Below are 25163 nucleotides of genomic sequence, written 5' to 3'. Positions count from 1 at the left end.
TGTTGGAGCTCTTTTTGTGTTGTTGCACCTATGCAACACAAAAAAGCGACTGCGAAAAGCCCGACCCTTGTGGTAGCGCCAAAAATATTACCCGTCTAATTTGTTTACTTTATTCATCATTTGAACACCATGTGCTAGGGTTGCTCCACTTTTTATTGCAGCTCCTACATGTATGGCTTCCATCATTTCTTCTTTAGTTACGCCACGTTGCAAACCATCTTTTGTGTAAGCGTCTATACAATATGGGCATTGTTCTGTGTGTGCTACAGCAAGTGCTATTAGCGATTTCTCGCGTGCTGTTAGTGCGCCTTCCTCGAAAACTTTTCCGTAATATTCAAAGAATTTTTCGCCTAAATCTTTGCTCCATTCGGTGATTTTTCCAAATTTTCTTAAATCGGCTGGGTCGTAATATGTTTTTTGCATGATTTTATTTTTTACGAAATAATGAAATCTATTTGTAATTGTCGAGTACTTTGGTGATTCTTAACAAAAAAAGACTCGAATATTTGAGTCTTTTTTTTGAATTCATGATTTTTATTTTACGAAATATAATATTTCTAGGTATTTATTCCTTGATTAAACTTCTGGAAATAACGATTTTTTGTATTTCGGATGTGCCTTCGTAAATCTGTGTTATTTTGGCATCTCGCATTAAGCGTTCTACATGATAATCTTTTACAAAACCGTTACCGCCATGTATTTGTACGGCTTCTACGGTGTGCTCCATGGCAACTTTACTGGCGTATAATTTTGCCATAGCACTCGATTTATCGTAATTATTACCTTGGTCTTTATCCCAAGCGGCTTTCATTACAAGCATGCGAGCGGCTTCAATATCGGTGTACATATCGGCAAGTTTGAAGGCTATGGCTTGGTGGTTGCAAATCTCGGTTCCAAAAGCTTTACGCTGTTTAGAATATTTTAATGCAAGTTCGAAAGCGCCAGATGCAATACCTAAAGCTTGTGCAGCAATCCCAATTCTACCTCCAGAAAGTGTTTTCATTGCAAAGCGGAAACCAGATCCGTTAGTGCCAATGCGGTTTTCTTTCGGGACTTTTACGTCGTTAAATTGTAGAGTATGCGTGTCGCTTCCGCGGATACCAAGTTTATCTTCTTTTGGGCCAATATGGAAACCATCCATGCCTTTTTCTAATATAAAAGCATTAATACCATGAGAACCTTTATCGCGATCGGTTTGTGCTATTACAATGTAAACATCGGCACGGCCACCGTTTGTAATCCAGTTTTTTGTACCGTTAATAATATAGTGGTCGCCATGGTCTATGGCTGTCGTGCTTTGTGATGTGGCATCGCTACCAGCTTCGGGTTCGCTTAAACAAAATGCACCAACAAATTCGCCTGTTGCTAATTTTGTAAGATATTTTTCTTTTTGTTCGTCGTTACCATAAGCTTCTAGTCCGTAACAAACTAAGGAATTGTTTACCGAAACTATTACAGATGCCGAGGCGTCTACTTTAGATAGCTCTTCCATGATTAGAACATACGAAATGGCATCCATACCGCTTCCGCCGTATCTAGGATCGACCATAACACCTAAAAAGCCTAAATCACCCATTTTTTTAACTAAGGTGTTTGGGAATTCTTGTTTGTTATCGCGTTCAATTACGCCAGGAAGTAATTCGGTTTGAGCAAAATCGCGAGCGGCATCGCGTATCATAATATGTTCTTCTGAGAGTTTAAAATCCATAATTCGTAATTAAAGGGTGTTAATAATGTAAAAAATGTTTTCAAATATAGGTTTTTAGTGTGAATATTTCAATGGGTATTGTTATTTTTACATCCGATGGAAAAAAAAGAATATCATGTTGTTGGAGTGATGTCCGGCACATCTTTAGATGGAATAGATCTAGTTGAAGCCAAATTTGTTTTAGATGAAACTTGGCGTTTTGAAATTATTTGTGCCGAAACGGTTGGTTATCCTGATGTTTGGCATGAAGAACTAAAGGGTTTAGTATTACGCTCTTTAGATGAATTAAAAAAGATTGATGAAGATTATACGGTTTTTTTAGCTGAGGTTATTAAAACGTTTATCATAAAAAATAATATTAAAAATATCGATGCGGTTTGTTCTCATGGGCATACCGCGCTGCATCGACCAGAAAATAAATTAACCTATCAAATAGGGAATCAACCCATTTTAGCTAAACTTATAAATGAAACCGTGGTTTGCGATTTTAGAGTTGAGGATGTTGAGCTTGGAGGGCAAGGTGCTCCACTGGTACCTATTGGCGATCAGTTATTGTTTTCGGAATACGATTTTTGCTTGAACTTAGGTGGTTTTGCAAATATTTCTACCCAAATAAAAAATGAACGCATAGCTTATGATATTTGTCCTGTAAACATTGTTTTGAATAAATACGCTCGAAATTTAGGTTTGAATTATGACGATGGAGGACAAATTGCCGCATCGGGAGCGTACTTAACTCATTTAGGGAATCAACTCAATAAGTTGGATTTTTATGAAGAACAACCACCAAAATCGTTAGGATTAGAATGGGTGAATAAAAATATTTTCCCTTTAATTGAATCTTCTCACGCAAGTGATAAAGATGTTTTAAGAACATTCTCCGATCATATTGCAAAACAAATATCTAGGGTTATAAAACCAAAGGCTAAAGTCTTGGTTACTGGTGGGGGTGCTTATAACGATTATATTATTTCAAGAATTAAATCGAATATTCAAACGGAAATTATTATTCCAAATCATGACTTAGTAGAATTTAAAGAAGCTTTAATTTTTGCCTTTTTAGGTATCTTGAAATTGCGAAATGAAGTGAATTGCTTACAATCGGTTACGGGAGCGTCAAAAAATCATAGTTCTGGTAGAATTTATTCTTAAAAATAACGGAAATTTAATCTTACAAGGTTTTTAGTTTTTTATATTTGTTACTTAGTATTAATAATTTAAAATTTTATAGAAAATGAATCAACTTTAGCTGTAGAAATTGAAAATTACTCGTAAAGCTTTAGCTGAAAAAATCTATTTATTAAAATTTTGAATTATACAAATGATAAAAGCATTATTAAAAAAGTACGAAGATAAAGCACCCGAAATAGTATTTAATTGGAGAGACTCTGAAACCGAAGCAGAAGGTTGGGTTGTAATAAACTCTTTAAGAGGTGGTGCTGCAGGCGGAGGAACCCGTATGCGAAAAGGATTGGATATGAATGAGGTGTTATCTTTAGCAAAAACAATGGAAATCAAGTTTACGGTTTCTGGTCCTGCTATTGGTGGCGCTAAATCGGGGATTAATTTTGATCCAAAAGATCCAAGAAAAAAAGGTGTTCTAGAGCGGTGGTATGCCGTTGTTTCTCCGTTACTTAAAAGTTATTATGGAACTGGCGGCGATTTAAATGTTGATGAAATTCACGAAGTGATTCCTATTACGGAGCAAAGTGGTGTTTGGCATCCGCAAGAAGGTGTTTTTAATGGGCATTTTAAACCAACAGAAGCAGATAAAATAAATAGAATTGGACAGTTAAGACAAGGTGTTATTAAGGTTATTGAAAATCCAGATTTTTCGCCAAGTGTATCGAGAAAATATACCATTGCCGATATGATTACTGGTTTTGGTGTTGCCGAAGCTGTAAAACAATATTACAATATTTATGGAGGCTCGGTAAAAGGAAAACGAGCTGTAATTCAGGGTTTTGGAAATGTTGGAGCTGCTGCTGCATTTTATTTGTCCCAAATGGGTGCAAAAGTGGTTGGAATTATCGATATTGCAGGTGGTTTAATTAATGAAGATGGTTTTTCTTTTGAAGAGATTACAAAATTGTTTTTAGCTAAAACAGGTAATACTTTAGAAGCCGATAATTTAATACCATTTGAAACAATAAATCAAGACATTTGGAAGTTGCAAACTGAGATTTTTGCACCATGTGCAGCATCGCGACTTATCACTCAAAATCAAATTGATGAGATGATAAATAGTGGTTTGGAAGTTATCTCTTGTGGTGCTAATGTGCCATTTGCCGATAAGGAAATATTTTTTGGTTCTATTATGGAGCACACCGATAGCCGTGTGAGTTTAATACCAGATTTTATTTCAAACTGTGGTATGGCAAGAGTTTTCGCTTATTTTATGGAGCGTAAAGTACAAATGACAGATGAAGCTATTTTTAATGATACCTCCAATAAAATTAGAGAAGCATTAGAAAAAGTATATTTAAAAAATAAATCTAAAACCGAAATAAGCGCTACGGCTTTCGAGCTCGCGCTGAGTCAACTAATCTAAAAAAAATAAATTTAACATTTAATATGGAAGCAGCAATTATTTTAGTATTTGTTTTTGGCTATTTAGCCATAACAATGGAGCATAGTATAAAAATCGATAAATTAATACCCGCGCTAGTCATGATGGCTATTTGTTGGGCTTTAATAGCTTTAGGTCTAGATGACTTTTCTCAATGGTTCGATTCTGCAAACCATACGTTAATGGAAAATTTTGGCGGGTTGCCTTTGCATGATGTATTAGATGCAAGTGGGCATGTTGTAACTTCTGGGAAAATGAGCTTAATGGAAGATACATTATTGCATCACTTAGGTAAAACTTGTGAGATATTAGTGTTTCTTTTAGGAGCAATGACTATCGTTGAAATTATAGATTATTTCGATGGATTTTCAACTATTAAAGATTTTATTAAAACAAAAAAGAAAAGTAAAATACTTTGGATATTTGCTATCCTAGCTTTCATTTTATCTGCAATCATTGATAACTTAACTGCTACAATCGTATTAATTTCAATACTTCAGAAAATTGTAAAAGATAGAAGTGTACGTATTTGGTATGCAGGTTTAATTATTATCGCGGCAAATGCTGGTGGTGCTTGGTCTCCAATTGGAGATGTAACAACTACTATGCTTTGGATTGGTAAAAAAGTAACAACAGGTCATTTAGTTGGTTACCTATTATTACCATCATTTTTATGTATGGCCGTTCCAACGTTTATCGCTTCATTTTTACCAGCATTTAAAGGTGATTTAGAAGTAGAACAAGTGGAAGAGAAACCAAAATCTAAATTTAGTGGTAAAATGCTGTACCTAGGTTTGGGTGCTATTGTTTTTGTACCAATCTTTAAAATGATTACACATTTACCTCCTTATGTTGGTATGATGTTATCTTTAGCTGTTGTTGCAATTTTTGCAGAAGTTTATAGTAATGCTAAATTTAGCATGACGGATCATGATTCTGAAGAAAGTGATGCAGCTGCACACCATAGCCCAGTACATCAGTCATTATCTAAAATTGAGTTGCCAAGTATTTTATTTTTCTTAGGGATTTTAATGGCAGTTGCAGCTTTAGAGTCTTTAGGTATCTTATTCAACTTTGCTGGATCTTTACAGGAATCCATGCCAATGTTAGGAACTGAAATTCATGTAGGAGGTCACGAAGGTGTTTCCGATTTAGTAGTGTTGCTATTAGGTGTTGGATCGGCAGTAATAGACAATGTGCCTTTAGTAGCGGCTAGTTTAGGTATGTTCCATGAGCCTTTAGATAATGAGCTTTGGCACTTTATAGCTTATTCTGCAGGAACAGGTGGTAGTATGTTAATTATTGGTTCTGCTGCAGGTGTTGTGGCTATGGGAATGGAGAAAATTGATTTCTTTTGGTACCTTAAAAAAATCGCTTGGTTAGCGTTAATTGGTTTCTTAGTTGGTGCTGGAGCCTTTATGTTTACAAGAACTTTATTTTAAAATAAATTTATTTCGCTTTCGCTGAAGAGTGGCATGTATATTGATTATAACGCCATTTATAGAATGAAGCTTAAAGTGAATATTGAAGGTTTTTATACTTTATTTAAAATAGTATCAATAGAACCATAATTTAATATAAATATTGACGTTATAGTGTTGCAATAAATTAAGATTATATGCTAAATATATTATTACAAAATGCACAAGAAGGTGCAGAAGTATTACCAGAAGGAGAACCAGTTGAAAAAACACTCTCCATAATAGAATTAATTAGTAGTGGAGGGCTCGCAGGACAAATTATTATCGCTATTCTATTTTTATTATTGGTAGCTGCCATTTACATTTATTTCGAACGTTTGTTTGCTATTAAGGCGGCATCGCAAGTAGATGCTAACTTTATGAATCAAATAAAAGATCATGTAAGTAATGGTAAAATAGAATCGGCACAAGCGCTTTGTACGCAATTAAACTCTCCAGTTTCTCGTTTAATAGGAAAAGGAATATCTAGAATAGGGAAGCCATTAGCCGATATTAATACCGCTATAGAAAATGCAGGACGTTTAGAAATTTACGGACTCGAAAAAAACGTAAGTGTTTTAGCTACTATTTCTGGAGCAGCACCAATGATTGGTTTTTTAGGAACGGTTGTTGGGATGATTTTGGCAATTTTTGAACTAGCAAATGCTGGAGGAAGTATCCAAATGGATGTATTGGCAAGCGGACTCTACACAGCTATGACAACTACTGTTGCAGGTTTAATTGTTGGTATTGTGGCTTACGTAACGTACAATCATTTAGTGGTTCGTACAGATAAAGTGGTATATCAAATGGAGGCGACTTCTTTAGAGTTTTTAGACCACTTAAACGAACCTTCTTAATATGAATTTTAGAGGAAGAAATAAAGTTTCGCCAGAATTCAATATGTCGTCGATGACGGATATTGTGTTTCTGCTACTTATCTTTTTTATGATTGCTTCTACCTTGGTTACTACAAGTGCTATTGATATTTTATTACCAAAAGCTAGTGGGAAAACCGAGAATAAAAAGTCTATAGCAGTTAGTATTAAAAAAGATTTGACCTACTATATAGATCAAAAAAGGGTTGGAGAAAGCGTATTAGAAAATGAATTGATAACTTCGTTATCAAACAAAGAGAAACCTACAATTGTACTTAGAGCCGAGAAGTCTGTTCCTGTAGAAAATGTTGTAAAGGTTATGGATATTGCCAATAGAAATAAATTCAAAGTCATTTTAGCGGTTCAGCCTAATTGATAGGGAACCCTTCTAGGCTTAAAGCACTGAGCTTGTTATGAGATACTTCAAAACCAAACACGAAAAAGATTCAGCAAAAATAACCACTTTAATTATGGTTATTCTTTTGTTGTTGCTTTTTGTTGTTGGTCCGCCTTATATGGATCCTCCAGAGGAATACGGTGTTGCTGTAAATTTTGGAACTACAGATTTTGGAAAAGGAGATGTACAACCCAAAGCGCCTATAAAATCTGAACCTCGTGAGGTAGAAGAGATTCCTCAGCCAGTAGAAGAAACGGTACAAGAAGAAGCTGAGGCGGCAAAACCTACAGAAACAAAAGAAGAGGTTTTAACAGCAGATAATGCTGAAGAAATTGCGATAAAAAAGCAAAAAGCAATCGAAGAGGCTAAATCTAAAGCAGAAGCGAAAGCAAAGGCAGATGCTAAGACTAAAGCCGAAGCAAAAGCTAAAGCGGAAGCAGAGAAAGTCGCTAAAGAAAAACGCGAGCAAGAAGAAAAGAAAAGAAAATTAGATGCTTTAATTGGAGGTGTTAGTAAATCTGAGGGAACAGAATCTGGAGGAGAAGGCAACGACAATAAAGCGGGAGATAAGGGGCAATTAGATGGTAACCCATATGCGCCAAGTTATTTTGGTTCGGGCTCTGGAAGTGGTGGTGTTGGTTATGGGCTTAATGGTCGTGGGCGTGCATCATTTAATACAGTAAAACAAGATTGTAACGAATCGGGATTAGTGATTGTTAAAATTGTTGTAAACCAAAGTGGGAACGTAGTGGAAGCTGTGCCTGGAGTGAAAGGAACAACAAATACGTCGCAATGCTTGTTAGAGCCAGCAAAAAAAATAGCACTTTCTCATAAGTGGCCAGCAGATTCTAAAGCACCCGCAAAACAAATTGGTTTTGTAAAAGTAAACTTCAAATTGGGGCAATAACACATGAGGTATAACGATACTTTAGATTGGATGTTTTCGCAACTGCCAATGTATCAAAGGCAGGGTAAATCGGCTTATAAAGTAGATTTAAGTAATACAGCTTTACTTATAAATCATTTAGATAATCCACATAAACATTTTAAAACTATTCATGTTGCCGGAACGAACGGAAAAGGTTCTTCTAGCCACATGTTAGCATCTATTTTACAAGAGGCTGGCTATAAAGTAGGATTGTATACTTCGCCACATTTAAAAGATTTTAGAGAGCGTATTAAGATTAATGGTGAAGAAGTTAGTAAAGAATTTGTAACTGGTTTTATAGAACGAAATAAGTTGTTTTTTGAAGCAAATCAATTATCATTTTTTGAAATGACTGTTGGTATGGCTTTCGAGTATTTCTCTCAAGAAAAAGTTGATATTGCAGTTATTGAAGTTGGTTTAGGAGGTCGATTAGATTCTACAAATATTATTTCACCCGAAGTTTCTGTAATAACAAATATAGGTTTAGATCATACTCAGTTTTTAGGTAATACTTTAGAATTAATTGCTTTTGAAAAAGGCGGAATTATAAAGACTAAGATTCCCGTCGTGATTGGAGAAACCCAAAAGGAAACCAAACCAGTATTTGTTGATTTAGCAACTAAGAATAATTCTGAAATTATTTTTGCCGATCAGCAAGATTTAAATGTTTATGATTCTGATTTAAAAGGTGATTATCAAGCTAAAAATATTCAAACTGTTGTTACTGCAATAAAAATTCTTCAAAAGAAAAGTTATAGTATTTCATCAAGAGATATAAAAAAAGGATTGTTGAATGTTATAAAGAATACGGGTTTATTAGGACGCTGGCAAGTTTTAAATGAAAACCCGAAGGTAGTTTGCGATACGGGCCATAACCGAGAAGGATTGATTTATGTAATGAAACAGCTTTCAAATGAAGTTTACAATAATCTTCATATTGTTTTTGGTGTTGTAAATGATAAGGATTTATCTTCGATAATTGATTTGTTACCCAAAAAGGCTGAATATTACTTCTGTAAACCAAATATTTCTCGTGGATTAGCTGCGGAAGAATTAAAAGAGGTGTTTAATGCACATAATTTAAAAGGTGAGAGCTATAATTCTGTAAATGAAGCTTATAATATAGCACTTGAAAAAGCTAATGCTGATGATTTTATATTTATAGGAGGTAGTACTTTTGTTGTTGCAGAAATAATTTAAATTTTTCAAAAAAAGTCTTTGTAAAGTCAAAAAGTCGTGTATCTTTGCACCTCCTAATAATTAGGGCGCGTAGCTCAGTTGGTTCAGAGCACTTGGTTTACACCCAAGGGGTCAGGGGTTCGAATCCCTTCGCGCCCACAAAAGTTTAAGATTTCATCTTAGACTTTTTTTGTACAAAAAAAAGAGTTGTAATACTCTTTAAAATTATTAGGGCGCGTAGCTCAGTTGGTTCAGAGCACTTGGTTTACACCCAAGGGGTCAGGGGTTCGAATCCCTTCGCGCCCACAAAAGTTTAAGATTTCATCTTAGACTTTTTTTGTACAAAAAAAAGAGTTGTAATACTCTTTAAAATTATTAGGGCGCGTAGCTCAGTTGGTTCAGAGCACTTGGTTTACACCCAAGGGGTCAGGGGTTCGAATCCCTTCGCGCCCACAGAATTTTAACCTAAGATGAAAGTCTTGGGTTTTTTTATGTCAAAAAATTATCAAATTTTTAAAAAGCTATAATATTTTTACTATTTTAGGATAACTAATTGGCTCTTATGACTAGACTTGACATTAAAGAGACTTATAAGGAAATATTCAAATCTCACGATAATCCTTCTCTTAAAAAGCATATCGAGAAATTTATTGAGTTGGATACTTATTTGCCTTATAGTTCAACATTTTTTTGCGTTACCAATACTCAAGATCTAGCTTTTGAGTATATAAGTAAAAATATGACCGCTTGTTTAGGGTTGGATAAAACGGAATTAAAAGCGCTTGGTATGCGTAATTTTTGGAGTAGAATGCATCCGTTAGATTTAGAGCAGTGGCTTCAAGCTTTAAACGAATTAATGAGTTTTACCTTAGCTGAAATTTCTTTGGAAAACAGGAATCGAATGAGTTATACCTGGAATTATCGTTTAAAAAATTCTAAGGACGAATATGTAAACGTTATTCAAAATACGACACCCTTAGAGTTTGATAGTGATAATAAGCCTATTATTGGTTTAGCACATTATACGGTTTTGCCGGCTCAAATGGAAATGCATGTTTGTGCTTCTGCAAAGTTGTTAAATGAAAAGAATGAATATGAAACTGTTTACTTTAGCAATTTTTCGCATAAATTATTGAAAGGAGGTATTAGTAATCGAGAACGTGATATTATTCGACTTTTAGTGTTAAATAAATCTAGTAAAGAAATAGGAACTAGCTTAAGTATTAGTTCTAATACGGTTGATACACACCGAAGAAACATCTTAAAGAAGCTAAATATCTCGTCTACAGGAGAGTTAATAGGGATGCTTAAAATGAATAGAACTTTACTTTAAGTTACTTAATTTTAAAAATACTCAATTTGAGTATTGTGGGAACCTCTTAAAAATAAGACCTTTACAGTGCTATTAATTAGTTCTTAGGGAGAATTATTTAAACAGAGGTGCTTAGTTTTTTAACTAGGCACTTTTTTTATGCTTTATTTAAAAGCCGTTCTAATGCCATACCTCTCGATCCTTTTATTAATAAAATAGAATCTTCTATTTCTGAAATATTGAAAGCATCTTCTAAATCGGAAAAGTTTTTATATTTTTTTAGTTTTTCTGACGGAGTATTAGTTTTATCAAAATTTTCTCCAACAAGAATTATATTTTGTATCTGTAATGAAATAGCTAAATCTGCAATGTTTTGATGCTCTGTTTTGGCTTCTTTTCCAAGTTCGAACATATCACCTAAAATCGCTATTTTGTTTCCGCTCTGTTTCTCAAAATTTAAAAGAGCAGCATGCATACTCGTTGGGTTTGCATTGTAAGCATCGAGAATTATTTTATTACTTGCTTTTTCTATAATTTGTGAGCGATTATTAGTAGGAGTGTAGTTTTCTATAGCTGTTTTAATATCTGCTATGTTTACTTTAAAGTACTGACCTATAGTAATAGCAGCTGCAATATTGTTAAAGTTATAGTCCCCAATTAATTGGCTTTTGATTTCTTTATCTTTAAATTCACAAGAAACAAAAGGTTGGGCTTCAATAAAATTAATTTCAGCATTAGAGTTTGAATTTTTATTTCCGAAGGTAAAACGTATCGCGCTTTCTGTTTTTTGTACTTGTATTTTATCATTTGAGTTAACGAAAATCGTTTTGTTATTGGTAATTAGAAAATCGTACATTTCACTTTTCCCTTTAATTACGCCTTCAACACTTCCGAAGCCTTCTAAGTGGGCTTTACCAAAGTTTGTAATATATCCAAAGTCAGGTTTTGCAATGTTGCATAAAAATTCAATTTCCTTTTGATGATTTGCGCCCATTTCTACGATACCAATTTCTGTACTTTGGTTCATTGATAGTAGGGTAAGTGGCACACCAATATGGTTGTTCAAATTCCCTATAGTGGCGGTGGTTTTAAATTTTTTCGACAATACAGAATTTATAAGTTCCTTAGTAGTCGTTTTTCCGTTACTTCCTGTTAAAGCTATAATAGGAAGTTTTAAATATTCCCTGTGGAAAGTTGCTAGGGATTGTAAAGTTTCCAGAACATTATCAACTAAAATTGTTTTATCTGAAATTTGATATTCTACTTCGTCGATGATAGCTAATTTAGCCCCGGCTTCTATAGCTTTTTGAGCATAGATGTTCCCATTAAAGTTTTCGCCCTTTAAGGCAAAGAACATGGCGTTATTTTCAATTTTTCTAGTATCTGTTGATACAGCTTCACATTCTAAAAATAGTTTGTGTAATTGTTCTGTTTTCAAAACTTATAATTTTAAAATAAATGTATAAAAAAAAGTCCTAACAAATTGCTAGGACTTTCTATATTTATTAACGATTAAACTGTTTTAGTTTTTCGTTTTATTTGCTCCTTTACTTTTAGAACCAACACGAGACATTGCACATCTAAATCCAATATAATCTGTTGCCATATCTTGTGGGAAGTAGCGACGTTGCGCAGGATCTAACCAGTATTCTCTATCTTTCCAAGAACCACCTTTATAAACACGAACTTCATCGTTAATTAAAGATGTTCTAGTGTTTGATTTATCGTATTCTCTAACAATGTTTCCTAACGAATCTTTACTGATATTATGTTTAGGAGAGTTATACATTTCGCTAGATTTTCCAGAATCTTCATCTTCATCTCCGAAGCTTTCAAACTTTCTTGATGAACGCTTGTCTCCATCTCTAAAGTTAATCTCGTTACTTTTATCAAAATTAGTTCTTTGGAACGTTTCATTTTCATCTACAGGAACTTGTAAAATTTCACCAGGTAAGTTTCTAGCAATAATTTTTCCGTTAGATAAAGTATCGTAAACAATTTCATCTGAAGTAATAACTTTTACAGAACCATCTTCGTTAATTGCGTTTTTAGTATAAACGTTACCACGATAGTAGTTAAAGTCATTAAACTCATCATCAATAATAGGTCTGTAAACATCGGCAACCCATTCAGCAACATTACCAGCCATATCGTATAAACCAAAATCGTTTGGCGCATAAGATTTAACAGCGTTTGTAATATCGGCACCATCGTCTGACCATCCTGCAATTCCACCATAATCACCTTTACCTTGTTTAAAGTTTGCCATTTGGTCTCCTCTTATTTTTCGTTTTCCTGAACGTGTGTATTGTCCATCCCATGGGTATTTTTTACGTCCTCTGTAAAGGTTGTAACTTCTAATTTCGCTTAAACCTAAAGCAGCATATTCCCACTCAGTTTCAGTTGGTAGTCTGTATTTTGGTACTAAAACACCTGTTTCTCTACTTGCATAAATACCAGATTCGTTTCCTTCTGCATCTACAGTAATATTTCTATTTGTTCTAGAGTCAACAGGTTCACCTGTATCCATAGAACTAGGATCAATAGTATATCTATTTGTGTTGAATGCAGTATCGGGATCGTTATCGGCATAGTCTATTTCGCGATATCCTGCTTTACTTAAATTTAATTCGTTAACACGATCCGTTCTCCAGTTTGAAAATTCAACAGCTTGAATCCAGCTAACACCAACTACTGGATATTCACCATAAGCTGGGTGACGGAGGTAATTCTCTGTCATAACTTCATTGTATCCTAAACGATTTCTCCAAACTAAAGTATCTGGCAAAGCACCATTATAAATAGCTTTAAAATTTTCTTCAGAAGGTGGGTAACGATGCTTTAAATAATCTAGGTATTCTAAATACATTGCATTCGTAACCTCTGTTTCATCCATGTAAAAAGACATAACGTGCTGTTGGTTAGGGCTATTGTTCCAGTCGTGCATAACATCGTCTTGCACACGACCTTTGGTAAATGTTCCACCTTCAACAAATACAAGTCCAGGAGATGTTTCCTGTTCTTTAAAATCTGTATTATATTGAAAACCACCATCTCTATCGTTAATGTTCCATCCAGTTGCTCTAGAGCTATTTTTAGAACTCGAAGATTTTTTACAACTTGTTGACACTACGGTTAGCGCCAAAATTAATAAAATCTTGATTGTCACTACTTTTCTCATATTCATACTTTTAAGTAAGCTAATAATATTTTTGGAGCTGCAATATAAGAATTAAACCTTACACACCAAGCTATTTTTTACATTTTAACCAAAAAAAGAGGTGTTTTATCCTGTTTTTCATGCATTACATCGATGTTTTCGAGTGAATTCTGCCCTTCTTTTCAATGGATTGTGTTCTATAAACGGATGTTTTGCTAATTTATTATTGTATTTTTGGGGTTGTTTTAAAAATTATTACATTTTTAATACTAACTTTAAGCTTAACACGTTAATTTAACGATGAAAAAGAATTTATTCCTTATTGTATTATTGGTTTCTATTACTGTATTCTCGCAGCAAAAGAAGTTTTCTCTCGATTGGCAAGCGTCTCAAACAATTTCAGCAGGTACTTATTCTATTCAAATCCCTTTTTTTAATAATGATCTCTGTGATTTCAATTTTGATTCCGGACTTCAGTTTGTATCGCAATGGGGTGTTTCTTCTTCAGTTAATGAATCATCAGTATCTATATCTCAAATTAGTTATGCCAATATTTCTTTAGCCGAGTTAAAAGATTTGCCTAAAGATGAAATTCCTAATAAATTAGTATACAGTTTAAAAAATTCTATAGCTAGAGGCAAGCAATATGCAATGCTTCAGTTATCACCTATTATTAATGATAATGGTGTTTATAAAAAAGTAACTCAATTTCAAGTTAATTATAGCAACGGAGCTTCAAGACGAGGGGTCTCCTCTAATAAAGTCTCAAGAACGAAGGTTATTTCAAATTCAGTTTTAGAAAAGGGGGAATGGTTTCGTTTTTTTGTTGATACAACTGGCGTTTTTAAGTTGTCAAAGTCATTTTTAAAACGTTTAGGAGTAAATGTTAATAATATAGATCCAAGAACTATTAGGGTTTTTGGTAATGGAGGACGCATGATTCCTTTTTCTAATAGTGAAGATTATCCTTTTGATGTTGCCGAAAATGCAGTTAAATTTATTGGTGAAGAAGATGGTGTTTTTAACGATTCAGATTATATGTTGTTTTATGGGCAAGGTCCTAAGCAGTATAATGTAGAAAGTAATACTAATATAAACTGTTATACAGATAAAACGTATTATTATATAAATACGGGGTCGGGTCTTGGAAAGCGGATATCGACATTTACACAACCGGAAGGTCCTATAGATTTAGAAATAAATACATTTCAAGATTATAAGTTTCATGAGTTGGATAATGAAAATATAGCTTTACTTGGACGTCGTTGGTTTGGTGATCGATTTGATGTGGAACCTGTAAAGAATTTTAAATTCGAATTTCCGGAGATTATAACATCGGTTCCAATAACTTTAAAGGTTTATGTAGCTGCTATTTCATCGGCTTCCACTACAATGTCTGTGTCTGTAAATAGTAGTAAGATTGGAGATTTACAAATAGCAGGAGCTAAAACGCCAACAATAGGAAATCATAATTCTTATATTAGTAATATTACAGTAAACTCGGCGGAAGTTGATGTGGAATTAAGTTATGATAATCAGGGAGATCCAAGTGCTTTGGGGTATTTAGATTATGTTTCTCTAGAAGCTACTAGAGCATTGAAGTTTATAGACTCTCAATTTCAATTTAGAAATAAGGAAGTAGAATCTGCGTCGGGAATTGGACGATATACAATTACAAATGCATCAAAAGTTTCCGAAGTTTGGGATATAAGCGATATTTATAATGTAACTAATTTTGAAAATGATGAAGATGAAGAGAGTTTAACTTTTACGTCTAATTTAGGTGTTTTAAAAACATATGTGGCGTTAACATCATCAAATTATTTTGAACCAAAATTTGATGGAAAAACAACGATAAGTAATCAAAATATAAAAGGGACTATCTTTTTGAACGACCAAAACGAGTTTCAAGATATTGATTATGTAATTATCTCGCCAGATAATATGTTGAGTCAAGCCAATCGACTTGCTCAAATTAATAAAGAACAATATAACTTGAATGTAAAGGTTTTAGGGTTAACCGAAATTTATAATGAATTTAGTACCGGAAACCAAGATATAGGAGCGATTAGAAACTTAGTTAAATATGTTTATGATAACGCAAGTTCTCCGGAAAATAGAATTAAGTACTTGTGTTTAATTGGAGATGGGTCTTTTGATTATAAAGACCGAATACCAAATAACACCAATGTTATGCCATCTTGGTACTCTTATGAAAGCCTAAACCTTACCAATTCGTTTGTTTCTGATGATTTCTATGGTATGATGGACGATAATGAAGGAACAATGACTACTAGTGATAAATTAGATATTGCCGTGGGGCGTATACTTGCTGATACTCCTGATAGAGCTCAGCAAATGATAGATAAAATAGAATCATATTACATAAAAGAAGCCTACGGTACTTGGAGAAATAATGTGGTTGTGATATCTGATGATGTTGATCAAGATTGGGAAGGTATATTGGAAGAAACAACAGATAATGTTGGGAATTTAATTACTCAAGATAAACCTTTTTTGAATGTTACAAAAATACATTCTGATGCCTATAAACAAGAAACAACGGCAGGAGGAAATAGATATCCAAAAGTTACAACCGAAATTGTGGATGCTATTGATAAAGGAGCCTTGGTTGTTAATTATTTTGGTCACGGAGGAGAAGATGGAATAGCACAAGAACGCTTGCTAACGCATAATGATATTAAGGAGTTTCGTAATTTTGGGAAATTAAATTGTTTTGTAACAGTAACCTGTGAGTATACTAAATTTGATAATCCATATAAAGAAACTGCAGGCGAAGTAACCTATTGGAATGAAGAATCTGGAGCCATCGGTTTAATCTCTACAACCCGACAAATCTTTGTTTCGTTTGCCATAAATTTCAATAATAATTTAGGTCAGTATTTGTTCTCTTATGCTGATGACGATACTTATGAGGATTATGAGTATCCAACAATGGCTGAAGCATTAAGGCTTACAAAAAATAATTCAGTAATTTCAAACTCTAGTCAAAGGCGTTTGGTATTTTTTATTGGAGATCCTGCAATGAAACTTGCTTTTGCTGAACCTAATATAAAACTAACAAAAGTTAACGACGTGCCATTAGAGGAAGTGACCGATACTTTAAAAGCTTTAAGTTATGTGAAATTAGCCGGTGAAGTTACCGATTTATCTGGGAATTTATTAAGTAGTTACAACGGAACAGTATCTACAACAATTTATGATAAAAATATAGAAAGGGAAACCTTAGCAAACGACGGAACTAGACTAAATGGGGAACTTGTGAAATTAAATTTTACGACATTAGGAGAAATTATTTTTAGAGGACAAGCTTCCGTTAAAAATGGTGAATTTGAATTCGATTTTATTGTACCAAAAGATGTTGGTATTCCGGTAGGAGTTGGTAAAATTAGTTTTTACTCTAAAGATGACACATTAGAAAGTAACCAAGCAGGTGCAAGTGTTGGAACTGTTAAAATAGGAGGGCTAAATGAAGATGCACCAGTTGATAATACTGGCCCAGTAATTTCATTATATATGAATGATGAAAATTTTGTAACAGGCGGCATTACCAACGAATCTCCAACTCTATTGGCGCTCATGGAAGATGAAAATGGGATTAACACAGCTAGTGGTGTAGGGCATGATATTGTTGCTATACTTGATGGAGATGAAACGAATCCAGTAGTTTTAAACGATTACTACCAAACAGGAGTCGACGATTATAAAACAGGGATTTTAAGCTATCCATTTAGAGATTTAGAGCCAGGTTTACATACGTTAACACTTAAAGCTTGGGATGTTTACAATAATTCGGCAATTTCGGAAATACAATTTATAGTTTACGATAAAGACCAAGTATTGGTTATTAATAATGTACTCAATTATCCTAATCCGTTTGTGAATTACACCGAATTTTGGTTCAATCACAATAGTTCGGACGCTTTAGACGTTTCTATACAAGTATTCACTGTTTCAGGGAAGTTAGTTAGAACGTTAAACGGGCAAACGACAACAGGTTTTAATGTTACAAGTTCGCTCTCAAGAGATATAGTTTGGGATGGTCGGGACGATTTTGGTGATAAAATCGGTAAAGGTGTTTATATTTACAAACTAAAAGTACATTCTAATCTGCTAAACAAAACAGTAGAAAAAATTGAAAAACTAGTAATTTTATAAAATAAAATATATTTGCAACTAACTACTAATTTATGAAAACTAAAGTACTGCTATTATTAACATTTGTTTTTGTTGTAAAAATGAATGCTCAAGAAACAACGGTAATTATACCAAATACAAATGATTCTAGAGTTATTACAACAGGTGTTCCTTTTTTATTAATTACCTCAGATGCCCGCGCGGCATCCATGGGGGATATGGGAGTTGCAACTTCTGTAGATGCTTTTTCTCAACAATGGAATCCTGCTAAATATGCTTTTTCGGAAACGAAGTCTGGAGTTGGTGTTAGTTACACACCATACTTAAGCAAGTTGGTTAATGATATTTTTTTAGGAAACTTAACATATTTTAATCGTATTGATGATCGTAGTGCTTTTGCAGCGAGTTTAAAATATTTCTCTTTAGGAGATATTGAATTCCGTGAAAACGAATTTGTGAATGCTTTAATACAAAGACCAAATGAGTTTACGCTAGATGCTTCTTATGCGCTACGTTTGTCACCAGAATTTGCCATGTCGGTTGCTATGCGTTATATGAGATCCGATTTAAAACTTAGTGGTTTAGGTGGAGATGCTACTGCAGCAAGTACATTTGGTGTAGATATTTCTGGTTATTACCAAGGGGAAGAAGAAGCTTATGCTGATTTTAATGGACGGTGGAGAATGGGATTTGCTATTCAAAATATTGGCCCTAAATTTTCTTACGAAGAAGGTGGAGTTGAAAATTTTCAGCCAACTAATTTACGTTTAGGGGCAGGTTTCGATTTTATATTCGATGATTATAATAAAATTGCAGTAACGGCAGAAGTTGCTAAGCTATTAGTGCCAACACCTCCAAGATTAGGGACGGAAATTGTTTTTACAGATAATAATGATAATGGTACTTATGAAGAAGCTGATGATGATTATGAAGGTGATGATTTAATTAGTGAAACAGATAACGTAATCTACAAAGGTCAATCTAACGATGTAGGCTTTTTAGCAGGAATGTTTCAATCTTTTGGAGATGCACCAGGAGGTTTTAGCGAAGAGATAAAAGAGTTTACTTATTCGTTAGGAGCAGAATATGTATATCAAGATTCTTTTGCATTCAGAGCAGGTTATTTCAATGAAAGTGAAGAAAAAGGCGCGCGAAAGTTTTTTGCTATGGGAGCAGGATTTAAAGCGAATGTGGTTAATATAGATTTATCATATTTATTCTCAGCTTCTAAAGTTCAAAGTCCTTTAGAAAATACGTTACGTTTCTCATTAACATTTAATATTGGTGCAGGTGAATACCGCGAGTACTAAAATATAAATAAAACAATAAAAAAAGACTGCTCGAAAGGCAGTCTTTTTTTATTTAATTAATTCTAACTTTTATAAAGTTAAATAGTTTTACAAGCCTTTATATTTTTCTATAGCTTCTCTAATTTTTTCAATTCTATTATCAGGATCAGGATGCGTGCTTTTAAATTCAGGAACACGATTTGGTCCAGCGGCATCTTTTAAAATTTCCATAACACCAATCATTTCTTCTGGATTGTAACCCGCTTTCAGCATGAAACGTACACCTAATTCATCACTTTCAAGCTCATCATCGCGTCCGTTGGTAAGTAAGGTGTTTTGTCCAATACCATTTACTAAACTTCCCATATCTGCTCCTACAGAGCCAGCGGTGGTTAAACCTTGCCAATATTCACTTTCAGCAATACGTTCGGCGCTATGTCGGCCGAGGACATGTCCAACTTCATGACCTAAAACACCAGCTAATTGGTCTTCATTCTCTAATTTTGAAAACAAGGCATAAGTAATAAATATTTGTCCACCGGGTAAAGCAAAAGCATTAATAGTGTTAGGGTCTGCAAGTAAGTGAAATTCGTATTTATAAGGAGTTTCTTGAGCAATACTATTGTTTACTAGCTTATTTCCAACATTACCTACCAAGGCTTGGTATTGATTGTTTTCGTGTAAACCACCATGCTGTTGTGCCATTTGCGGAGCACTTTGCAAGCCAATTGCAATTTCCTCGTTAGCATTCATAGAAATTGTTTGCGTTCTGCCTGTATATGGATTCTCTTCACGCTGGCTACATCTTTTAAAAACAAAAAATAATGCAATTGCAGCACCAATTAATAATCTTACTTTTAGGTTTTTTCCTCTCATTGTGGTTGGTGTTTAGTATTTATGAAATTACAAAAAAATGGGTTATATAATATAATAGACACTTTTTTAGACATTTCGTCACATAAACTAAGTTTCAGGATTAAGTTGTTTTTTCATAACAAAATGCGGTCCAATATCTTTTATATTAAAAGGTTCCCCAATCGGGCTATATCCATTTTTTTTGTAAAAACTCACAGCAACTTCACGAGCATTACACCAAATTAATTCCGTTTTCTCTAGTTTTAAAATGGTATCGCAATATTTTAGTAATTCTTGCCCAAGTCCTAAACCTTGTTGCGATTTAAGAACAGCCATACCGCGTAATTGGTATTGTCTAAATTCAGGGAATTTAGGATTGTTATTTTTTAAAAAAGAACATACACCAACCAATTCATCATTATCATAAATGCCAAAATGCATAGTTGTTTCTAAGTCGTCACCTTCAAAAATGCAAGACGTTATCGGTTTTCCTGCACGAAGTACAGGATGTCTAACGGCATACGTATCGATAGCCGATATCTGTTTTATATAATAATTTTGCTTTTTCATAAAATCAAACTTAGTTAAAATATTTATCTTCACTAAAAAAAAGTATGCCATTTATATTTAAAATTATTGAAGAAGAAAGTATAGATTCTATTCTTCCTTTAATTCAAAAATTAAACAATAATCAAGTTTTAGATACTATTTTGCGCCAACGCTTTGTCGAAATGTTTTCACAGAACTATGAATGTGCTGGTCTTTTTAAAAACGAGGAACTTATTGGAGTCTGTGGCTTGTGGTTTTGTACACGTCATTATTCTGGCAGAAGTGTGGAGGTCGATCATGTTTTTATCGACGAAAAATACCGAGGACAGCGTTTAGGAAAGCTATTTTTTGAGTGGATTTATAATTACACAAAAAATAAAGGATTTGAAGCTATCGAGCTAAATACCTATGTATCAAACCATGGCTCTCATAAATTTTATTTCAACGAAGGATTTAAAATTTTAGGTTATCATTTTTTGAAAAAAATGTAATATTTATTTTGAAAAACAAGTATATATGTTGTATGTTTGCACCCGGAAATGCGAGAGTAGCTCAGTTGGTAGAGCGTCAGCCTTCCAAGCTGAATGTCGCCAGTTCGAACCTGGTCTCTCGCTCTAAAAGCTTCATAGAAATATGAAGCTTTTTTGTTTTTAGTACTTTCTTCTAATAAAAGGTGTATTTTTTGAAATACAAATTAGCGACTCGAATTAAGTCGAAGTAAATCCATGTAATATTAATTCTTGATTTTTTTATTTTGGGCGTTACCCGAAAAGGGTCAGGCTTTTCGTTACAAGTCCTCGCATCCCGATTTTATCAGGGCTGCTGTGGGCTTTTCTCTACAATCCTTAACGCGAGCTAGACAGCAAGGGTATTTCATTTAAAATAGAATAAAGTTATATAAGTGCTATCAAAATTACGCGAACTAAAAAGAGGCTATTCAATTTAAATTGAATAGCCTCTTTTTTATGTTAGAATTTTATTACCTCGATGTTGTTTCTACGCGTTTAACATAACCGGCATAACAAGCATAGTAATATGTTCGCCTTCATCTAAACCATCAACAGGCGTTAAAATACCTGCTCTATTTGGCATACTCATTTCAAGTTGAACTTCGTCCGAGCCTAAATTATTAAGCATTTCGGTTAAAAAACGAGAGTTAAAGCCAATTTGCATATCGTCACCTTGGTAATCACAAGTTAAACGCTCTTCTGCTTTGTTACTGTAATCTACATCTTCAGCAGAAATATTTAATTCCGCACCAGCAATTTTTAAACGAATTTGGTGTGTTGTTTTATTAGAGAAAATACTAACACGACGTACAGAATTTAAAAATTGTGTTCTATCTATTGCTAATTTATTCGGATTCTCTTTAGGAATAACCGCTTCGTAATTTGGGTATTTACCATCGATTAAACGACAAATTAATTCTGAGTTTTCAAAAGTGAATTTAGCATTACTTTCGTTATATTCAATAGTAACTTCATTCTCGCTACCAGCCAAAATTCCTTTTAATAAATTTAAAGGTTTTTTAGGCATAATAAATTCTGCCACTTGGTTAGCTTGAACATCGGCACGTGTATATTTTACTAATTTATGCGCATCGGTAGCTACAAAAGTTAAACCCTCTGTAGAAAATTGAAAAAACACACCACTCATTACTGGGCGTAAATCATCATTTCCAGCGGCAAAAATGGTTTTGCTAATTGCTGTTGCTAAAATATCACCAACAATTACTGTTTTACTTGGGTCTTCTAAAGCTACAGCTTTAGGAAACTCGTTACCATCGGCATAAGCCAAAGCATATTTACCGTGGTTAGAGCTAATTTCAACAGTATTGTTTTCTTCAATAACAAAAGTTAAAGGTTGCTCAGGAAAGGTTTTTAAAGTATCTAACAACAAACGTGCAGGAATAGCAACACTGCCTTCGCTATCACTTTCAACGTCTAAAGAAGAAGCCATAGTGGTTTCTAAATCACTAGCCGAAACAGTAAGTTTATTGTGGTCTAATTCAAATAAAAAATTATCTAAAATAGGTAAGGTGTTCGAACTATTGATTACACCACCTAAAACCTGTAGTTGCTTTAATAAATAAGTACTCGATACTATAAATTTCATGTGTTGAATTATATTTTTTAGAGGTTAGAATATAACATTTATTTTATAATTCTAAACAACAGAAAGCAGCGTTTAGGCGTAAATGTTTTATCTATTAACTTAGTTTAAATTGTAATTATGCTACTTACAAATATATTCTATATGGCTTATATTATGAAACAAACTTATTAACATTTAAATGTTATATTTTTTCTTTCTAAAGTAATTAAAGCTAAACCCGAATATAGCTAACAATACCAATGGTAGCGCAATGTTAATAAGTTGCCACTTGGTTTTTTCGGCAGCAATTTTTTGTTGATTTAGAAAGGCAACGGCAATTTCTTTGGATCTAATGTTTATAAGTCCATTATCATCGAGTAAGTAATTTACAGTATTCAGCAAAAATTCTTTATTACCATAATTTTTCCCTGTCCATCGGTCAAAACCTAATTCTTGAGGAACATTCTTTATAACATCGTTCTCAATAACGTCTCCATCTGCTATAATAACCATTTTTGTGGCTTTGCTATTGTTTCTATTATTTGCGAGTTTAAAAGGCTTCATTCGGTTACTGTAAACCGATGTAAATTCACCTTCTAATAAAACTGCCAAAGTTTCTTTTCCTGAGTTAAATTCTATTGGCTTTTGCTCTTGCGTAACGACTTCTAAACTAATTTTTTGCGGAGTACTTTCAAGTCGTGTTAAAGGAGCTGTTTCTAAAAGAATGGTTTTTTTAATGTTGTTTTTAAGCGTATCTATTTGGTTTGCAAAATCGAATTTAATTAAATCTAAATTGTTTACTATAGGGTGGTTACTGTTAGAACTTCCAAAAGGCGAATATGGCCAGCGTAAATTTTGAAATTGGGATTGGCTGCCTTCTCCCATAGCTAATGTAATTGGCGCAGAATATATTGATGCAACCAATACCGGATTAATTCGAGCGCCGTATTTAAAGAAAAAATCGGTTAGATTTAAATCGCGATGTACAGCGTAACTTGTTCCTAAGGCATTGAATAAGCTATCTTTTTCGATAGCAACGGCATCTATAAGCCAAAGACTTTTTCCGCCATTCATGGTGTATTGGTCGAGTACTAGTTTTTCGCTTTCCGTAAAAGCTTCGGTTGGTTTAGCTGAAATTATTAAATCGAAATTATTTAATTCTTCTAGCGTTTTTTGTGGTTGTTTAGCAACACTATCCAAAGTAAAAGGTGCTATTAAATAATACTCGCCTAATTTTTTAACAAAATCTGCGATGTATTTATCTTCTAATTGTTGGTTCCCTTTTAGAATAGCTATTTTTCGGCGTTTAGGTTTTGTTAGTTTGCTAAATCCATCCGCGAAAGCGTACTCTAGATGCTGTACCGAGTTGCTAACTAATTCTTGTTGATTAGAACCTATTTTGTTTTTAATTAAAGGGATGGTTACTGTTTGGTTGTTATAACTTGCTAAAGCCCATGGAAAAATGATGGCTTGAGTTGAGGATCCGTTTTCTTGAATGCTCATTTGCATTGGGGTTAAACCACGTTGAGTAAGTTGTTCTATAATAATATCGCGATTAGCGTCATCTTCCAAAGGGTTGAAAAAATTGAAAATAATATTCGGGTTTTCGGAAGCAAACTCTTCTAGTAATTGTTTAGTTTCAGTTTGTAGGCGTCTAAATTCCGAAGGAAAATTTTCTCCATCCAAAAACACATCAATAATTATTGGAGATTCTACATCTTTTAAAATATCTAAACTAGCAGGGCTTAGAGTGTATCGCGAATCTTCGGTAAGATCAAAACGTTTGTGTATTCCGTTTACGGCAATATTCAGGATAAATAAAGTTGCAAAAACACCAACAATTTGTATCCATGATTTTTTCTGTAATTTTTCATTTTTGATTCCTTTTACAGTGATGAAAATAAAAAAAGCAGTGACACTTAAAAAGTATAAAATATCTCGTGTATCAAGAATACCGCGACTCATACTTTTATAATGTAAATTCATACCGAGTTGGTCTATAAAATTGCTAGAAGCAAAATCGGCAATGCCTTCAAAACCAATATAAAAAAGAAAACAAATAAATACAGAGCTTATAAAAGCCACAATTTGGTTATCTGTAAAAGTAGATGTAAAAATACCGATTGCCGTGTAAGAAGCTACTAGAAAAAACAACCCGAAATAGGAGCCAAGTGTACTACCAATATCTAAATTTCCTTGAGGATTTCCTAATTGGATTACTGTGTAAATATATAGTAGTGTTGGAGTAAGCGCGATTAGTATTAAAATAAGTGCTCCAAAATATTTACCCAACACAATACGTGTGTGCGAAATAGGTTTTGTTAGTAAAAGCTCTAAAGTACCTTGTTTTTTTTCATCGGAAAAACTCCGCATAGTTACCGCTGGAATCAAGAAAATTAAAATCCATGGCGCTAGTAAAAAGAAAGGTGATAAATCGGCAAAGCCATAATTTAGAATATTAAAATCACCTTTAAAAACCCATAGAAATAGTCCGTTTAGTAACAAGAAAATACCAATTACTAAATAACCAATAGGTGAAGCGAAAAATGCGTTTATTTCTTTTTTAAGTATGGCAAGCATATATTTTACAGATGTAGGCGCAATTATATATTATTGCTTTTTTTATT

19 protein-coding genes and 4 tRNA genes are annotated in these 25163 nt (G+C 33.6%); 15 read left to right on the top strand and 8 right to left on the bottom strand.

Going from position 1 to position 25163, the window contains the following annotated elements; translation table 11 throughout:
• Positions 1-87: 87 nt before the first annotated feature.
• Both M4I23_RS11105 and M4I23_RS11100 read right to left on the bottom strand, forming a co-directional pair.
• A complete protein-coding gene (locus tag M4I23_RS11105) occupies positions 88-423 on the bottom strand; it encodes an arsenosugar biosynthesis-associated peroxidase-like protein (RefSeq protein ID WP_158844754.1) in 336 nt (111 codons plus the stop codon).
• 142 nt (positions 424-565) lie between these two features.
• Positions 566-1708, bottom strand: coding sequence for an acyl-CoA dehydrogenase (locus tag M4I23_RS11100; RefSeq protein WP_249754431.1), 1143 nt, complete (start codon positions 1706-1708; stop codon positions 566-568).
• Between the two features lie 96 nt (positions 1709-1804).
• Here M4I23_RS11100 and M4I23_RS11095 point away from each other — a divergent pair, with 96 nt between their 5' ends.
• The 11 genes from M4I23_RS11095 to M4I23_RS11045 all read left to right on the top strand — a co-directional run bounded on the left by M4I23_RS11095 (position 1805) and on the right by M4I23_RS11045 (position 10452).
• The gene (locus M4I23_RS11095; protein ID WP_249754430.1) at positions 1805-2860 is read left to right on the top strand and encodes an anhydro-N-acetylmuramic acid kinase; all 1056 of its coding nucleotides are present in this window, start codon (positions 1805-1807) and stop codon (positions 2858-2860) included.
• 172 nt (positions 2861-3032) lie between these two features.
• Positions 3033-4259: a Glu/Leu/Phe/Val dehydrogenase dimerization domain-containing protein gene (locus M4I23_RS11090; protein WP_249754507.1), complete on the top strand. Its 1227-nt coding sequence runs from the start codon at positions 3033-3035 to the stop codon at positions 4257-4259.
• A gap of 23 nt (positions 4260-4282) precedes the next feature.
• Positions 4283-5719 carry a sodium:proton antiporter NhaD gene (gene nhaD / locus M4I23_RS11085; RefSeq protein WP_158844746.1) on the top strand — a complete coding sequence of 479 codons (1437 nt, stop codon included), beginning with the start codon at positions 4283-4285 and terminating at the stop codon, positions 5717-5719.
• 176 nt (positions 5720-5895) lie between these two features.
• Positions 5896-6597 (top strand): MotA/TolQ/ExbB proton channel family protein, encoded by a 702-nt coding sequence (locus M4I23_RS11080; RefSeq protein WP_249754429.1) that lies wholly within the window; start codon positions 5896-5898, stop codon positions 6595-6597.
• A 1-nt stretch (position 6598) separates the two neighbouring features.
• On the top strand, positions 6599-6991 hold the full coding sequence (locus tag M4I23_RS11075; protein ID WP_158844740.1) for a biopolymer transporter ExbD: 393 nt from the start codon (positions 6599-6601) through the stop codon (positions 6989-6991).
• A gap of 37 nt (positions 6992-7028) precedes the next feature.
• Positions 7029-7919 (top strand): energy transducer TonB, encoded by an 891-nt coding sequence (locus M4I23_RS11070; protein WP_249754428.1) that lies wholly within the window; start codon positions 7029-7031, stop codon positions 7917-7919.
• 3 nt (positions 7920-7922) lie between these two features.
• The gene (locus M4I23_RS11065) at positions 7923-9140 is read left to right on the top strand and encodes a folylpolyglutamate synthase/dihydrofolate synthase family protein (protein ID WP_249754427.1); all 1218 of its coding nucleotides are present in this window, start codon (positions 7923-7925) and stop codon (positions 9138-9140) included.
• Positions 9141-9203: 63 nt separating this feature from the next.
• A tRNA-Val gene (locus M4I23_RS11060) sits at positions 9204-9278 on the top strand.
• A 72-nt stretch (positions 9279-9350) separates the two neighbouring features.
• Positions 9351-9425 (top strand) — tRNA-Val (locus M4I23_RS11055).
• Between the two features lie 72 nt (positions 9426-9497).
• Positions 9498-9572 (top strand) — tRNA-Val (locus tag M4I23_RS11050).
• A gap of 109 nt (positions 9573-9681) precedes the next feature.
• Positions 9682-10452, top strand: coding sequence for a LuxR C-terminal-related transcriptional regulator (locus tag M4I23_RS11045; RefSeq protein ID WP_158844732.1), 771 nt, complete (start codon positions 9682-9684; stop codon positions 10450-10452).
• Positions 10453-10588: 136 nt separating this feature from the next.
• On the opposite strand, the gene murF is transcribed toward M4I23_RS11045, so the two are convergent.
• Entirely contained in the window at positions 10589-11869 is a 1281-nt protein-coding gene (gene murF / locus M4I23_RS11040) for a UDP-N-acetylmuramoyl-tripeptide--D-alanyl-D-alanine ligase (RefSeq protein ID WP_249754426.1), read from the bottom strand.
• A gap of 84 nt (positions 11870-11953) precedes the next feature.
• Positions 11954-13618 carry a gliding motility lipoprotein GldJ gene (gene gldJ, locus M4I23_RS11035; protein ID WP_249754425.1) on the bottom strand — a complete coding sequence of 555 codons (1665 nt, stop codon included), beginning with the start codon at positions 13616-13618 and terminating at the stop codon, positions 11954-11956.
• A gap of 273 nt (positions 13619-13891) precedes the next feature.
• On the opposite strand from gldJ, the gene porU reads away from it, so the two are divergent.
• Positions 13892-17770, top strand: a complete 3879-nt coding sequence (gene porU, locus M4I23_RS11030; protein WP_249754424.1) for a type IX secretion system sortase PorU — start codon at positions 13892-13894, stop codon at positions 17768-17770.
• Positions 17771-17802: 32 nt separating this feature from the next.
• Complete coding sequence (porV, locus tag M4I23_RS11025; RefSeq protein WP_158844720.1) at positions 17803-19059, top strand: type IX secretion system outer membrane channel protein PorV; 1257 nt, start codon at positions 17803-17805, stop codon at positions 19057-19059.
• An 87-nt stretch (positions 19060-19146) separates the two neighbouring features.
• On the opposite strand, the gene M4I23_RS11020 is transcribed toward porV, so the two are convergent.
• Positions 19147-19914: a M48 family metalloprotease gene (locus M4I23_RS11020; protein ID WP_249754423.1), complete on the bottom strand. Its 768-nt coding sequence runs from the start codon at positions 19912-19914 to the stop codon at positions 19147-19149.
• A gap of 87 nt (positions 19915-20001) precedes the next feature.
• On the bottom strand, positions 20002-20463 hold the full coding sequence (locus tag M4I23_RS11015; RefSeq protein WP_249754422.1) for a GNAT family N-acetyltransferase: 462 nt from the start codon (positions 20461-20463) through the stop codon (positions 20002-20004).
• 44 nt (positions 20464-20507) lie between these two features.
• On the opposite strand from M4I23_RS11015, the gene M4I23_RS11010 reads away from it, so the two are divergent.
• Together M4I23_RS11010 and M4I23_RS11005 are read left to right on the top strand one after the other, a co-directional pair.
• Entirely contained in the window at positions 20508-20933 is a 426-nt protein-coding gene (locus tag M4I23_RS11010) for a GNAT family N-acetyltransferase (protein ID WP_249754421.1), read from the top strand.
• Positions 20934-20983: 50 nt separating this feature from the next.
• Positions 20984-21056 (top strand) — tRNA-Gly (locus M4I23_RS11005).
• A gap of 382 nt (positions 21057-21438) precedes the next feature.
• Here M4I23_RS11005 and dnaN read toward each other — a convergent pair.
• Positions 21439-22557: a DNA polymerase III subunit beta gene (gene dnaN / locus M4I23_RS11000; protein WP_158844708.1), complete on the bottom strand. Its 1119-nt coding sequence runs from the start codon at positions 22555-22557 to the stop codon at positions 21439-21441.
• A 174-nt stretch (positions 22558-22731) separates the two neighbouring features.
• Entirely contained in the window at positions 22732-25116 is a 2385-nt protein-coding gene (gene gldG / locus M4I23_RS10995; RefSeq protein ID WP_249754420.1) for a gliding motility-associated ABC transporter substrate-binding protein GldG, read from the bottom strand.
• Positions 25117-25163 lie beyond the last annotated feature (47 nt).

The organism is Algibacter sp. L4_22 (assembly GCF_023473045.1).
Lineage (GTDB): Bacteria > Bacteroidota > Bacteroidia > Flavobacteriales > Flavobacteriaceae > Algibacter.
This window is presented reverse-complemented; position numbering and strand designations above follow the sequence as displayed.